A 14,300-nucleotide genomic window follows, 5' to 3' on the forward strand; every position below is an offset into this window, starting at 1 on the left:
CGCCGTCAATCTGACAAAAAGTTTATGCCTGATGACCATAGCAAGTTGGTACCACTCCTTCCCATCCCGAACAGGACAGTGAAACGACTTTGCGCCGATGATAGTGCGGGTTCCCGTGTGAAAGTAGGTCATCGTCAGGCTCTTATAGCCCCAAACCCCCTCAGTCTCCAAAGGACTGGGGGGTTTTGCGTTGGGGCTCAGGAAAAATGAATGCGCGCCGTGTCAGCCCGTATCAGCCCAATATCTTTGGGATAACTTTGCTTTGGTGGTGTGTGTTTACTGCGTATGGGCGTTGTTGATATTGCTTTGTGGCTCGCTTGGCGAGGAGCCTCTACATCTGCACTCTCCTGCCTTCGCAGAACACCAGTAGCTCTCCCCGCCCGAACGCCGTCCATTCCTCATTGGTCGTCAGCGGGCTCGTGACGATTACCGCTACTTCGTCTTTCTCGTTTGTCTCTTGAGCAAAATCCAGCGCCAGGTCTTCGTCGCTCAGCCGGGCCGCTCCGAACGGGTGGCGTCTTTCGATGTAGTACAGGCTGGTCGAGGCGTGCGACCATAAGGCTGAACCGTTTGACAGCAAAAAATTGAACGTGCCGTGTTGGGTGATTCGCGCCGCCAGATCCTTCAGCGTCAACGTGAGCTCTTCTATAGTCGGCACACTGGCGTGGGACTTCGCCAACTCCTGTAGCATCCAGCAGAACGCGTGCTCGCTGTCCGTGTCTCCCACCGGACGAATTTGCCGCGTGATTGTGAATACCTGTGGCCGTCTGGGCCCTGTTCATTCCTCCTGCAAGAGTTGGAATCTGTGAACGCCCGCTGGATCCAGAACCCTTCGCAATTGCCCGGCGAACCACAACAAATGCAAATGGGCGAGTGCTTCGCCGATGGCAAACGTCATCTGGTGCGAATCCAGCTTGCGCTTGAACATGATGGGCAGCACATCGGCGGCAGACAGCGAGCCCTCTTCTGTTGAGTCGAGAATTTCTCGAAGTCGATCACGGTGATGATCTTGCAACTGGCCAATACGCTCGTGCAAGCCTTGAAAGGGTTTACCGTGCGATGGCAACACCAGTGTATTCGCCGACAAGTCTAAATACCGCAGCAGCGACGTCAGAAAAAGCTGTAAGGGATTGGACTCAGGTTCCGCTGCATGCACACTGACATTGGTTGAAATACGCGGTAGCACCATATCGCCACTGATCAGGGTGGCCAACTCTGCGCAGTAAAGCGCAATGTGTTCTGGAGCATGTCCATAGCCACTGATGCACTGCCAGATACGCCCCCCAATTTCCAACCGGTCTCCGTCCATGATCCGGCGAAAGGTGAGGGGTAAAGCGGGAACCAAGGTGGGAAAGTAAGACGCACGCCCTCGCACGTGGCTCAAAAAATCTTCATCCTGCATGCCGTGCAAGCTATAAAAGTCCGCACCGGCCTCCCCGCCAAAGCCATTGCGGTCATAAACGGCGGTTCTTGCAACGTTGTAATCGGTGGCGCTGATCCACAGGCGCACCTTCCACCTTTCGCACAACCAGTGCGCCAAGCCGATGTGATCGGGGTGCATATGGGTGACGATCACCCGCAGAATGGGCAGGCCCTCCAAGCTGTTGGAAAAAACTTGCTCCCATTGCGCCCGCGTTGTCGGGCTGTCGATGCAGCAATCCACCACCGTCCAACCGTCGATCAAAGCGCCCGTGGCGTCGGGTTGCCGGTCGCGCAGCAGCCACAGATTGATGTGATCCAGTGCAAAGGGGAGGCCCATGCGAATCCACTTGATCCCAGGCGCAACCTCCATGGTCGCGCCTTCCGGGGGAAGTGCATCGCCCAATGGATAGTGGATCTGGTGTTCAAGTGGATTCATGGCGATGGTGTGATGGGTTAGCATTGACGTTAACGTAAACGTCATGCATCTGATGCATTGTAGGGAGCGACAGACGCAGAGCTGTCTCCTGTGCGAAACCGACCCTGCCGCGCGCAATAACCACCATGGCCACCACTTACACCATCAGCGACCTCGCCAAAGAGTTTGATCTCACCACCAGGGCGATCCGTTTTTACGAAGACATGGGTTTGCTGCAGCCAGAACGGACTGGGCCCGCAGGCAGAAACCGCGTCTATAGCGCCCGTGATCGCACACGGCTTCGCCTGACGCTCCGAGCCAAGCGGCTCGGCCTGTCGCTGACAGAGGCCAAAGAGATCATCGACCTTTACGACAGCCCGCGAGACACTGGCGTGCAATTGCGCAAATTTCTCGACGTGCTCGTGGTGCATCGCAAACAACTGGAGGAGCAACTGGCTGACCTCCAGGCGAATCTGGAAGAGGTCCAGGAGCATGAGGAAGAGGCGCGAGCCCTGCTTCTGAAGGTCGAAAAACAAAAATGATTCATAATTGACGTTTACGTAAACGTAAATCAGGAGATTGCCGTGAGTACGCCCCCTTTCGAGCCTCGCCATGCCGACTTTGTGGGCCGCGTGCGTGCCAGCTTTGAACTCCAAGGCGCCATGCAGACCCTTGGAGCGCGTCTGGGCTTGCTAGCCCCAGGTGCGGTGGACATCGAACTCCCCTGGGCTCCCGGGCTGACCCAGCAACACGGGTTTTTGCACGCGGGCATGGTGGCCACGGCACTCGACTCCGCATGCGGATATGCCGGCTTCACGTTGATGGCGTCAGATGCCGCCGTGCTCACGATTGAATTCAAGATCAATTTGCTGGCCCCCGCCAAGGGCGAGCGATTCCGTATGGAAGGCCGGGTTTTGAAGCCTGGTCGCACCATCACGGTCTGTGAAGGCCGCGCCTTTGCCATTGATGGCAACCAAGAAAAACTCGTGGCCACCATGGGTTGCACCCTGATGGCGATCACAGGCCGCGACAACATCCAAGGCTGAACAAGCCGCTTTCCTTTATCTGTTTGAGGAGACAACCACCATGAGCATTCCTGCCAACCTTCCCGGCCTGAACTTCCAATTGGGAGAAGACATCGACGCTCTGCGCGACGCCGTGCGCGATTTTGCGCAGGCTGAGATCGCGCCGCGTGCTGCCGAGATTGACCGCAACGACCAGTTTCCGATGGACCTCTGGCGCAAGATGGGCGACCTAGGCGTCCTCGGCATTACCGTGCCCGAGCAGCACGGTGGTGCCGCCATGGGTTACCTCGCCCACATGGTGGCCATGGAAGAAGTCTCGCGCGCGAGTGCCTCCGTGGGCCTGTCCTACGGCGCGCACAGCAACCTTTGCGTGAACCAGATCAACCGCAACGGAACCGAGGAACAAAAGGCCAAATACCTGCCCAAGCTGATCAGCGGCGAGCACGTGGGCGCGCTGGCCATGAGCGAGCCCGGCGCTGGTTCCGACGTGATCAGCATGAAGCTCAAGGCCGAGGACAAGGGCGGCTACTACCTGCTCAACGGCAGCAAGATGTGGATTACCAATGGTCCCGATGCCAACACGCTGGTGGTGTACGCCAAGACCGAGCCCGAATTGGGCGCTCGCGGTGTCACGGCCTTCCTGATCGAAAAGGGCATGCCCGGTTTCAGCGTGGCGCAGAAGCTCGACAAGCTCGGTATGCGCGGTAGCCACACGGGCGAGCTGGTGTTCAACAATGTGGAAGTGCCCGCCTCCCAGATCCTCGGCGGCCTCAACCAGGGCGCCAAGGTGCTGATGAGTGGCCTGGACTACGAACGTGCGGTGCTCACCGGCGGTCCGTTGGGCATCATGCAGTCCGTCATGGACAACGTCATCCCTTACATTCACGACCGTAAGCAGTTCGGCCAGAGCATTGGCGAATTCCAGCTCATCCAGGGCAAGGTCGCCGACATGTACACCGTGCTGCAGGCCGGGCGCTCGTTTGCGTACACCGTGGCCAAGAACCTGGACATGCTCGGTACCGACCACGTGCGCCAGGTGCGTAAGGACTGTGCGTCTGTGATCCTTTGGACCGCTGAAAAAGCCACCTGGATGGCGGGCGAAGGCGTGCAGATTTACGGTGGCAACGGCTACATCAACGAGTACCCGCTTGGCCGCCTGTGGCGCGATGCCAAGCTGTATGAAATCGGTGCAGGCACCAGTGAAATCCGCCGCATGCTGATTGGCCGCGAGCTGTTTGCTGAAACCTGCTGAGCTTCATTTCTTATTTACTCAGACCCCAAGGACAACATGCCTTCATCGATCGACGACCTGTTTGTTCACAACCGCGCCTGGGCCGCCCAGATGGAGCGTGAGCGCCCCGGTTTCTTCACCGGCCTGCTCGCGCAGCAAAAGCCCAAGTACATGTGGATCGGCTGCTCCGACAGCCGCGTGCCCGCCAACCAGATCACCGGCCTGGAGCCTGGTGAAGTCTTTGTGCATCGCAACGTCGCCAATGTGGTGGTGCCCACCGACCTGAACTGCCTGTCCACCATCCAGTACGCGGTGGACCAGTTGCACATCGAGCACCTCATGGTGGTGGGCCACTACGGCTGCGGTGGCGTGCTGGCAGCGTTGGAAGGAATCCGGGTCGGCCTGGCTGACAACTGGATCCGCCACGTGCAGGACGTGCGTGACCGCCACCGCGACCTGATTGCGTCCGTAGCGCCCGAGTGGCGCCACGATGTGTTGTGTGAGCTGAACGCCATCGAGCAAGTGGTCAACATTGCACAGACCACCGTCATGCTGGACGCATGGGGCCGGGGTGAAAAGGTCACCCTGCACGGCTGGTGTTACGGGCTCAAGGACGGCCTCATCAACAACCTGCACATGACCGTGGACAGCACCGAAGGGCTGGACGCGATCTACAAGGCTGCGATTGCAGGCGTGGCGGCTGCCAAGCGGCAATAGCCAACCACGGCCTCCCACCGCGACACGGCTGAGAACCCGGCATGTTCCCGCAACGCCTCGACGCTCCCCAGGCCTACGGTATTGCCAAGGCCATGATGGACGGGTTCAACCGGCACTACCGGTTGTTCCGCACCGAGTCGGCACGGGCCAAACACCGGTTTGAAACCGCGGACTGGCACGGCCAGCAGCGGGCCCAGCGCGAGCGCATCGAGTTCTATGACCTGCGTGTCAAAGAGTGCGTGCGCAGGCTGGAGAAAGAATTCAGCGCAGGCTCGCAGCCCATGGACGTGTGGCACCAGGTCAAGCTGCATTACATCGGCCTCTTGGTCAACCACCACCAGCCCGAGCTGGCCGAGACCTTCTTCAACTCGGTCACCACCAAGATCCTGCACCGCACGCACTTCCACAACGATTTCATCTTTGTGCGGCCTGCCGTCAGCACCGAGTACATCGAGAACGAAGAACCTGCTGCGCGGCCCACCTACCGGGCCTATTACCCGTCGCGCGACACGCTGGGTGACACGCTCCAGCGAATCATCGAGAACCTTCAGTTGCAGCCCGAGTTTGCCGATCTGGCGCGGGACACCGGCAGCGTGGTTGCAGCCATGCGCAGCCGGCTCGACAAGGTCAGGCTGCGCGCCAACTTCCAGATCCAGGTGCTCACCAGCCTGTTCTTTCGCAACAAGGGCGCGTACCTGGTGGGCAAGATCATCAACGGCTTTAACGAAGTGCCGTTTGCACTGCCCATCCTGCACGACGACAACGGCAAGCTGTTCATCGATGCGGCGCTGTTCGGTGAAGACGACATGCAGATGCTGTTCAGTTTTGCGCGTGCGTATTTCATGGTGGACATGGAGATCCCCAGCGCCTACGTGCAGTTTCTGCGCAGCCTCATGCCGCGCAAACCACGCGCCGAGATCTACAACGCGCTGGGCCTGGCCAAGCAGGGCAAGACGCTGTTCTACCGCGACTTTCTGTACCACCTCAAACACTCCAGCGACCAGTTTCGCATTGCCCCTGGCATCAAGGGCATGGTGATGCTGGTCTTCGACCTGCCGAGCTTCCCGTTTGTGTTCAAGCTCATCAAGGATTACTACCCGCCGCAAAAAGAAACCACGCGCGAGCAGATCAAGGCCAAGTACCAACTGGTCAAACAGCATGACCGCGTGGGCCGCATGGCCGATACGCTGGAGTACAGCGAAGTCGCCTTTCCGCGTGACCGGTTTGACGACGCCCTCATCGCCGAGATCGAAAAGTTCGCCCCCAGCCAGTTGGAGATCAGCGACCGCGATGGCGATGGCCAGACCGAAGTCATCATCAAACACCTGTACATCGAGCGCCGGATGATCCCGCTCAACCTTTACTTGCAAGAGGCGTTTGACACCGGCCTGCAGGACCCGCGCGCACACCAGCAGATGGAGCGCAGCGTGATCGAATACGGCAACGCCATCAAAGACCTGGTGGCTGCCAACATCTTCCCCGGCGACATGCTGTGGAAGAACTTCGGCATCACGCGCAACGGCAAGGTCGTGTTCTACGACTACGACGAGATCGAGTACCTCACCGACTGCAACTTCCGCAGTGTGCCCACGCCGCGCAATGAAGAGGAAGAGATGAGCGGCGAGGTCTGGTACAGCGTCGGCCCGCGCGATGTGTTCCCCGAAACCTTCGGCCCCTTCCTGCTCGGCAACGATGCTGTGCGCGAGGTGTTCATGCAGTACCACGCCGACCTGCTCAACGCCGCTTTCTGGCAGTCGCACAAGGAACGCATCCAGGCCGGCCACATGTTTGACGTGTTTCCCTACGACACGGACCGGCGCTTTGCGCATGGCACTGCGGCCCGCTGACCACCGTTTTCACCCCCACCTTTTTGTCTGAACCACCCTGAGGAGACCACCACCATGTCCGCATCCCCCCAAGACCCCATCGTCATCGTCGGCGCCGCACGCACCCCCATGGGCTCGCTGCAAGGCGACTTTTCCAGCCTGGCCGCCCACGACCTGGGCGGCGCCGCCATCAAGGCCGCCATGGAGCGCGCCGGTGTCTCGCCCGACGCCGTGGGCGAGGTGCTGTTTGGCAACTGCCTGATGGCCGGCCAGGGCCAGGCGCCCGCGCGCCAGGCAGCCTTCAAGGGCGGCCTGCCCAAGGGCGCAGGTGCGGTTACGCTCAGCAAGATGTGCGGTTCGGGCATGAAGGCCGCGATGATGGCGCACGACATGCTGCTGGCCGGCACGCACGACGTGATGGTGGCGGGCGGCATGGAGAGCATGACCAACGCCCCGTACCTTCTGCAAAAGGGCCGCGGCGGCTACCGCCTGGGCCATGACCGCATCTTCGACCACATGATGCTCGACGGCCTGGAAGACGCCTACGAGGCCGGCCGTTCCATGGGCACCTTTGGAGAAGACTGCGCCGCCAAATACCAGTTCACCCGCGAGCAGCAGGACGCATTTGCCACCGCCAGCGTGCAGCGCGCCAAGGCGGCCACAGAGTCCGGCGCGTTCGCTGCCGAGATCGTGCCCGTCACCGTCAAGACCCGCGCGGGCGAAACCGTGGTGTCGGTGGACGAAGGCCCGGGCAAGGTCAAGCTCGAAAAGATCGCCAGCCTGAAGCCCGCCTTCAAGAAGGACGGCACCATCACCGCCGCTTCCAGCTCCAGCATCAACGACGGCGCCGCCGCGCTGGTGATGATGCGCGAATCCACGGCCAAGAAGCTGGGCTGCAAGCCCCTGGCCCGCATCGTGAGCCACGCCACGCATGCGCAAGAGCCAGAGTGGTTCGCCACCGCGCCCCTGGGTGCCACACAAAAGGCGTTGGCCAAAGCAGGCTGGTCTGCGGGCGACGTGCAGCTGTGGGAGATCAACGAAGCCTTTGCCGTGGTGCCCATGGCGCTCATGAAAGAGCTGGACCTGCCCCACGACAAAGTCAACGTGAACGGTGGCGCCTGCGCCCTGGGCCACCCCATTGGCGCCAGCGGTGCGCGCATCATGGTGACGCTGATGTATGCGCTCAAGGCGCGCGGCCTGAGCAAGGGCCTGGCCACGCTGTGTATCGGCGGTGGTGAGGCCACGGCCGTGGCGCTCGAACTGGTGTGATGCTCTGCAGAGAGATGGGATGATTCCCATCTCTCTTCAAGGACCGCGATGACCGCACCATCTCCCGAGATTGCCGCCTTCTGGCGCGAGTTTTCCGATGCCCAGGCATCGCTCCAAGCACAGCCTTTGCGCGAACGGGTCGAGTCGGCCAACGTGATCATCGAGCGCCATCTGGCGGGCCTGGCGCTGGAAATGTCCGGCGGTGAAGACGATGCGGTGGTGGACCTCATCGTCACCGCCCATGGCAGCACCGACAACTTTCCGCTGCTCATGCAGGTGGTGGCGGCTGCGCCCGTGTTGCAGAGCTACCGCGTGCGCGCGTTCCGTGAGCGCACCACGCAGCCGGACTTCCCGATTGGCATGGATGGATTCGAGCTGGCCACGTCCGATGTGCTGATTGCCTGCGGGCAGGACGATGGGCAGGCCGCGCTGGAGATCCGCTTTGGCCGCGAGATCCCCGAGGATTATTGGGACCATGCACGCAACATGGCGTTCATCATGCTCGACCACGTGTTGGGCGAATATGACTTTGCCGTGAAAGTGGGGGCGGTGGACTTTGTGGATGAAGCCTCTGACCCGCTGACCCCGTGGGTTCCCCTGAGCCAGTTTGCGCCGGTGTTCGACCGCTACTGGGTGGACACCCTGGGCCGCACCAGCGACTTCCCCATGGGCGAGCACGATTGGACCGGCATGACCTTGGCGTTCAGCGGGCAGGGCGATCCAACCGGTGACAAGGACGATGGACAAGAGTCCGAGGACACCGCCATCGTCATGGTCAACCGCAGCGCCAACCCCGTGGCCATGCGCGCAGACCTGACGTACGCACTGACCCTGGACCTCTCGGTGGGCACCCGCGATGAACTGGCCGCCGTGCAAGACCTGCAAGACCAGGCGGCCACGCTGCTGGAGCTGCCGCAGCTGGGCATCATGGCCTACACCATGACCCGCGCCGGTCGCCGCAAGGCCGTGTACTACGTGGGCGACGAGCAACTGGCCAAACAGGCGCTGGCACCCTTGCTGCTGCGCGACGAGGCCGAGTCTTTGGAGCTGACCATCGCGTTTGACCCCGCCTGGTCCGGCTATTTCGAGTTTGCTGTGCATTGCGAGTGACTGTGTCAGCCACCCCCTTGGAACAAGTTCTTAGGCCACACCATGATTGAAACCCTCGAACAACTCCGCAGCTTGTACGCAGCCCCCGGCGAGCGGGCCCTGCGCAAGCAACAGCCACAGCTGGATGCGCACTGCCAGCGCTTCATTGCCTTGTCGCCGTTTTGTGTGGTGGCCACTGGTGGTGCGGGTGGCGTGGGTGGCGTGGGAGGTGCACTGCTCGATGCCTCGCCGCGTGGCGGCGCCCCGGGTTTTGTGAAGTCGCCCGACCCGCACACCCTGCTGCTGCCCGACGGCAGTGGCAACAACCGGCTCGACACCCTGAGCAACTTGCTCGAAGACCCGCGCATCGGTCTGCTGTTCATGATTCCGGGTGTGGACGAAACCCTGCGGGTGAACGGCACGGCGCGCCTGCGCGACGAGGCGCTGTACACCGACTTCTTCACGGCCGAGCGCCAGCGCCCAAAAATAGTGATCGAAGTGCGCGTGGCCGAGGCGTATCTGCACTGCTCCAAGGCCTTCATGCGCTCACGCTTGTGGTCGGCCGATGCGCAGGTGGACCGTGCACAACTGCCCACCATGGGCCAGATGCTTCACGACCAGATGGGTCTCGCTACCGAGCCCGAGTCGCAAGTGGCGATGCTGCAGCGCTACCGCGCCCAACTGGCGCAAGAGCAGCAACTGGGCGATGCATGATCGTGTTGGCGTTGAGTACTTCAATTTTGATAGCTCCTAGCGCTTGATAGATAAGCGCTAGAGCCCAATTTCATTCAAAGTTCCCCCATGAAATCCATATTGGTCATCGGCGCATCGCGCGGCATTGGGCTGGAGCTGGTGCGCCAGTACACAGAAGCGGGTCGCCGCGTGATTGCCACCGTGCGCGACGATGCGGGCCGCGAGCGGGTACAGGCCGTGGGCGCCGAGGTGCTGACCGTGGACGTGGCCAACCCTGCCAGCGTCAGCGGGCTGGCTTGGCAACTCGACGGCGAGAAGATCGAAACCGCCTGGTATGTGGCGGGTGTCCTCCGCCGCCCCAATGCGCTCACGCCGCCCACGCAGCAGGACTTTGATGCCGTCATGCACACCAACGTGCTGGGTGCCATGCAGACGCTGCCGCAGGTCGCGCCCATGGTGTCCGACGCGCAGGGCGTGTTCGCCTTCCTGTCCTCGTCCATGTCGCAGATCGGCAGCGTGCCGAACAGCGGCTCGTGGCTGTACCGCACCAGCAAGGCGGCGCTGAACATGGCCGTGGCGGCTGCCCAGCACGACTACCCGAATGCCACGCTCATCACCATCGACCCCGGCTGGGTGCAGACCGACATGGGCGGCGAAGGCGCTGCGCTGACTGTGCAAGACAGCGTGCGCGGCCTGCGCGCCACCGTGGCGGGCGTCACCGCCGCTGACAAGGGCCGCCTGCTGCACCACGACGGCCGCCGCGCTGCCCATTGGTAGCCCTCGAATTTCTGAACAACAACTTCCGGAGACAACCCCATGCTGCTGACCCAAGACCAGGAAATGATCCGCGACGCTGTGCGCGACTTTGCGCAGGAACAGCTGTGGCCCCACGCCGCGCGCTGGGACAAGGAGCACCACTTTCCCAAAGAGGCGCACCAGGGCCTGGCCGCGCTGGGCGCATACGGCATCTGCGTGCCCGAAGAATTTGGCGGTGCCAACCTGGACTACGTCACCCTCGCGCTGGTGCTCGAAGAAATCGCTGCGGGCGACGGCGGCACCAGCACGGCAATTTCCGTGACCAACTGCCCCGTCAACGCCATCCTCATGCGCTACGGCAACGCACAGCAGAAGAAGGATTGGCTCACGCCGCTGGCCCAAGGCCAGATGCTCGGCGCTTTCTGCCTGACCGAGCCGCATGTGGGCTCCGACGCCTCCGCACTGCGCACCACGGCGGTGAAGCAGGGCGACGAATACGTGATAAACGGCGTCAAGCAGTTCATCACCAGCGGCAAGAACGGGCACGTCGCCATCGTCATCGCCGTCACCGACAAGGGCGCGGGCAAGAAGGGCATGAGCGCCTTCCTCGTGCCCACCAGCAACCCCGGCTACGTGGTGGCGCGGCTGGAAGACAAACTCGGCCAGCACAGCAGCGATACGGCGCAGATCAACTTCGACAACTGCCGCATCCCGGCCGAAAACCTGATCGGCGCGGAAGGCGAGGGCTACAAGATTGCGCTCGGCGCGCTTGAAGGCGGCCGCATCGGCATCGCTGCGCAAAGCGTGGGCATGGCGCGCAGCGCGTTTGACGTGGCGCTGGCGTATTCCAAAGAGCGCGAGAGTTTTGGCACCGCCATCTTCAACCACCAAGCCGTGGGTTTCCGCCTGGCCGACTGCGCCACGCAGATCGAGGCCGCGCGCCAGCTCATCTGGCACGCCGCCGCGCTGCGCGATGCAGGCCGCCCGTGCCTCAAGGAAGCCGCCATGGCCAAGCTGTTTGCCAGCGAGATGGCCGAGCAGGTGTGCAGCGCCGCCATCCAGACGCTGGGCGGCTACGGCGTGGTGAACGACTTTCCGGTGGAGCGCATCTACCGTGACGTGCGCGTCTGCCAGATCTATGAGGGCACGAGCGATGTGCAGAAGATCATCATCCAGCGCGCGCTGGCGTGATGTTGTTTGCTATTTAAATAATAGCTGCTAGCGCTTATGGGATAAGCGCTAGAGCCTGTTTTCATTCAAATTTCTGCCCGCGCAGCCACTGGCTGAGCACCGCGTGCAGTTCGTCCACATCCACGGGTTTGCGCAGCACCAGGTAGCCCTCGTCCTGCGCGGTCTGTAGCTCGGGCGAATCGTACTCGCCGCTCACCATCGCGCCGCGCGCGTCGGGGCAGCGGTCCAGCAGCGCGCGCAGCACGTCAAAGCCGCTCTCGCCGGACCGCAGTCGCTGGTCGCACAGGATGGAATGGGGTGCAAAGCCGGTGTCCAGGTGGGCAAAAGCCTCTGCCGCGTTGGAGGCCAGGCGCACGTCGATGCCCCAGGTCACCAGCAGCGTGGACCAGGCGTTCAGCACATGCGGGTCGTCGTCCAGCACCAGACAGCGGCCCCGCAACGGTGGGCTGGTGCCGGGTGCTGCGGTGGGTACGGTGGTCAGCGTTGCGGCGGCCTGCTGTGTGGCAGGCAGCTCCAGCCAGAAGCACGACCCCTTGCCCAGGCGGGACTGCAGCCCTTGCCTGGCTTGCATCAGCGCCACGCAGCGCGCCACCACGGCCAAGCCCAGGCCGTGCCCGCTGCGGTGAACCTGCCAGGCGTGCTCGGGGCGGTAAAACGCCTGGTAGATCTGAGCCTGCTCGTGCAGGGCCACGCCCACCCCGGTGTCCCACACCTCGATGCGCCAATGCACGCCCCGTCGCCGTGCGCCCACCAGAACGCCGCCTTCGGGGGTGTAGCGCAGCGCGTTTTGCACCAGGTTGGCCACCGACTGGCGAACCAGTGCGGGGTCGGCCAGCACGGCGGCGCCGTGCGGTGGTGGGTGCAAACGCAGCACCAGGCCGCGTGCGCTGGCATCGGTCGCGAACTGGGTGCGTAGGTCCTCGAACAGTGCAGCCAGCGACACGGGGGCGGGGCGCAACTCCACCGCGCCGGATTCAATGCGTGACAGGTCGAGCAGCGCGTCGAACATGTGGTTCACCGACCGCATGCTCAGCCGCCATTGCACCAGCAGGTTGTCGATGTGGGGGTGGCCACGTCCGTGCAAGGCGATGGCTTCGGCCAGCAATGCCATCGCATGCACGGGCTGGCGCAGGTCGTGCGCGGCGGTGGTCAGAAAATGGTTTTTTTCTGCCAGCGCCCGTTCGGCCGCCTGGCTCGCCTCGCGGTAGCGCTCGGCCAGGTCGCGGCTGCGCTCTTCCAGCACCACCTGGCGCACGAAGAACCGGTGCGAATTCACGGCACTGCGGTAGATCACGGCGGCCGTGATCAGTGTCATGGGCAGAATAAACGGCCACTGCCCGGGAAACGCCCAGGGGATCATCGCCAGCCCACCCACGGCGCCGATGAAGTACATGCGGTAAACGGCGAGCGTGGCGGTCATCTGGGCTGCATTGCCGGCCAGAATGCCCGCCAGCGTGATGTACAGCAACAGCATGAATTCGTAGCTGGCCTGGCCCAACGGCAATACCACCGAGAGCGAAACCCCCACCCCGTGCGCCAGCGCCAGGCGGCGTACGCGGCGGGTCCAGGTGGTCAGCAGGGCTTCGGGTGACTGCACTGTGCGCTCGTGCAGGTAGCGGCGGTGTCCCCACCGAACGAACAGCAGCACCGGCAGATACACGCCTCCCCACACCAGCAGCGGTGCGACGGGACCGCCCTCCCAGCCCAGCAGCAGGCCAAACAGCAGCCCCATGCTGGGCATCACCGTCATGCCCAGCCGCAGGCGCGCAAACGAGGCTTCGAGCAGCAGCAGCCAGCCTTGTGTGCTGGGGGTTTCCTGCACGCTGGACGTGGCGGCGTTGCGCGCGGTCATGCGGGGGCGGACACGCGATCCATGGAGTGCAGGACGGAGGCACGGATCATGGCGGCGGCGGCTGCGGCTGCGGCAGCACCAGCAGACGCCCCCGCAGCCGCGTGATGGCCTCGACGCGGGTGCGGGCGCCCAGGCGTTGCAGGATGGCGGTCATGTGTTCTTTGACCGTGCTTTCGGACAGCGCGTATTGCTGGGCAATGCGCTTGTTGGGCAGCCCCTGCAGCACCAGCGCCAGGATCTCGCCCTGGCGTGCCGACAGGCCCAGCTCGGCCGGGGTGACGGGCAGTTCGCGGCTGCGCGCAGGGCGCTGCGCATGGGTGCCGGGCGTGAACCAGGCCAGGCCGCCCATCAGGGCCTCGATGGCCTGGGCGAAGGTCTCGGGGGGCTCTTGTTTGTGGATGAAACCATGGGCGCCTGCTGCGCGCACCTGGTCGATCACGGCGGGGTCGTCGTCGCCGCTCATCACGGCCACGGCGGTGGCGGGGCACCGGGTGCGGAGGTGGGCAATCAGGTGCAGCGTCGCGCCATCGGCCAGCCAGAAGTCGATGAGCGCGATCGCCGGGGCGCCGCGCGCTTCGATCAGCGGCTCCAGCTCGTCCGCATGCGCTGCCACGGCCACCTCCAGGTGCGGCAGCCGTGAGCGCAGGAACTCGGCAACGCCGCGCGCCACCAGCGGGTGGTCGTCCAGGATGAGTGCGTAGGGAGGCATGGCCAGAGGTGAGCGTTGGCGTCCGAAAGGGGCGGTGGATAGAGGCCTACGCTGGGCGGAATTCTGCCAAGTGTTCCCGCATTGGCGTGGGAGCGCAAACCCTAC

The 14,300-nt window shown here is 63.1% G+C and carries 13 protein-coding genes, 1 rRNA gene and 1 pseudogene; 11 read left to right on the top strand and 4 right to left on the bottom strand.

Features of this window, described 5'->3' with window-relative positions:
• Positions 1-27 precede the first annotated feature (27 nt).
• Positions 28-140, top strand: a 5S ribosomal RNA gene (gene rrf, locus ACK41V_RS06230).
• A gap of 191 nt (positions 141-331) precedes the next feature.
• Here the strand turns inward: rrf and ACK41V_RS06235 are convergent.
• Both ACK41V_RS06235 and ACK41V_RS06240 read right to left on the bottom strand, forming a co-directional pair.
• Positions 332-733, bottom strand: a pseudogene (locus ACK41V_RS06235) (class II glutamine amidotransferase); the annotation flags it as partial.
• A 45-nt stretch (positions 734-778) separates the two neighbouring features.
• Positions 779-1,858: an MBL fold metallo-hydrolase gene (locus ACK41V_RS06240; RefSeq protein ID WP_409779344.1), complete on the bottom strand. Its 1,080-nt coding sequence runs from the start codon at positions 1,856-1,858 to the stop codon at positions 779-781.
• Between the two features lie 125 nt (positions 1,859-1,983).
• Between ACK41V_RS06240 and ACK41V_RS06245 the strand changes: the two genes are divergently transcribed.
• From ACK41V_RS06245 to ACK41V_RS06290, 10 genes are all read left to right on the top strand, one after another.
• Positions 1,984-2,379, top strand: a complete 396-nt coding sequence (locus ACK41V_RS06245; RefSeq protein ID WP_409779347.1) for a MerR family transcriptional regulator — start codon at positions 1,984-1,986, stop codon at positions 2,377-2,379.
• 42 nt (positions 2,380-2,421) lie between these two features.
• On the top strand, positions 2,422-2,883 hold the full coding sequence (locus ACK41V_RS06250) for a PaaI family thioesterase (protein ID WP_409779350.1): 462 nt from the start codon (positions 2,422-2,424) through the stop codon (positions 2,881-2,883).
• A 40-nt stretch (positions 2,884-2,923) separates the two neighbouring features.
• A complete protein-coding gene (locus ACK41V_RS06255; RefSeq protein WP_409779352.1) occupies positions 2,924-4,114 on the top strand; it encodes an isovaleryl-CoA dehydrogenase in 1,191 nt (396 codons plus the stop codon).
• A gap of 36 nt (positions 4,115-4,150) precedes the next feature.
• Positions 4,151-4,810, top strand: a complete 660-nt coding sequence (gene can / locus ACK41V_RS06260) for a carbonate dehydratase (RefSeq protein ID WP_409779355.1) — start codon at positions 4,151-4,153, stop codon at positions 4,808-4,810.
• Positions 4,811-4,851: 41 nt separating this feature from the next.
• Entirely contained in the window at positions 4,852-6,657 is a 1,806-nt protein-coding gene (aceK, locus tag ACK41V_RS06265; RefSeq protein ID WP_409779358.1) for a bifunctional isocitrate dehydrogenase kinase/phosphatase, read from the top strand.
• A 54-nt stretch (positions 6,658-6,711) separates the two neighbouring features.
• Positions 6,712-7,905, top strand: coding sequence for an acetyl-CoA C-acyltransferase (locus tag ACK41V_RS06270; protein ID WP_409779361.1), 1,194 nt, complete (start codon positions 6,712-6,714; stop codon positions 7,903-7,905).
• Between the two features lie 48 nt (positions 7,906-7,953).
• On the top strand, positions 7,954-9,015 hold the full coding sequence (locus ACK41V_RS06275) for a DUF695 domain-containing protein (protein WP_409779364.1): 1,062 nt from the start codon (positions 7,954-7,956) through the stop codon (positions 9,013-9,015).
• 42 nt (positions 9,016-9,057) lie between these two features.
• On the top strand, positions 9,058-9,708 hold the full coding sequence (locus ACK41V_RS06280; RefSeq protein WP_409779367.1) for an MSMEG_1061 family FMN-dependent PPOX-type flavoprotein: 651 nt from the start codon (positions 9,058-9,060) through the stop codon (positions 9,706-9,708).
• 87 nt (positions 9,709-9,795) lie between these two features.
• Positions 9,796-10,464, top strand: a complete 669-nt coding sequence (locus ACK41V_RS06285) for an SDR family oxidoreductase (protein ID WP_409779369.1) — start codon at positions 9,796-9,798, stop codon at positions 10,462-10,464.
• Positions 10,465-10,503: 39 nt separating this feature from the next.
• Positions 10,504-11,634: an acyl-CoA dehydrogenase family protein gene (locus ACK41V_RS06290; RefSeq protein ID WP_409779371.1), complete on the top strand. Its 1,131-nt coding sequence runs from the start codon at positions 10,504-10,506 to the stop codon at positions 11,632-11,634.
• 61 nt (positions 11,635-11,695) lie between these two features.
• On the opposite strand, the gene ACK41V_RS06295 is transcribed toward ACK41V_RS06290, so the two are convergent.
• Positions 11,696-13,486, bottom strand: coding sequence for an ATP-binding protein (locus ACK41V_RS06295; protein WP_409779374.1), 1,791 nt, complete (start codon positions 13,484-13,486; stop codon positions 11,696-11,698).
• Positions 13,487-13,532: 46 nt separating this feature from the next.
• Complete coding sequence (locus ACK41V_RS06300) at positions 13,533-14,195, bottom strand: LuxR C-terminal-related transcriptional regulator (protein ID WP_409779377.1); 663 nt, start codon at positions 14,193-14,195, stop codon at positions 13,533-13,535.
• Positions 14,196-14,300 lie beyond the last annotated feature (105 nt).

The sequence above is a fragment of the Acidovorax sp. genome, from assembly GCF_046291265.1.
In the GTDB taxonomy this organism is placed as follows: Bacteria; Pseudomonadota; Gammaproteobacteria; order Burkholderiales; family Burkholderiaceae_C; genus Acidovorax.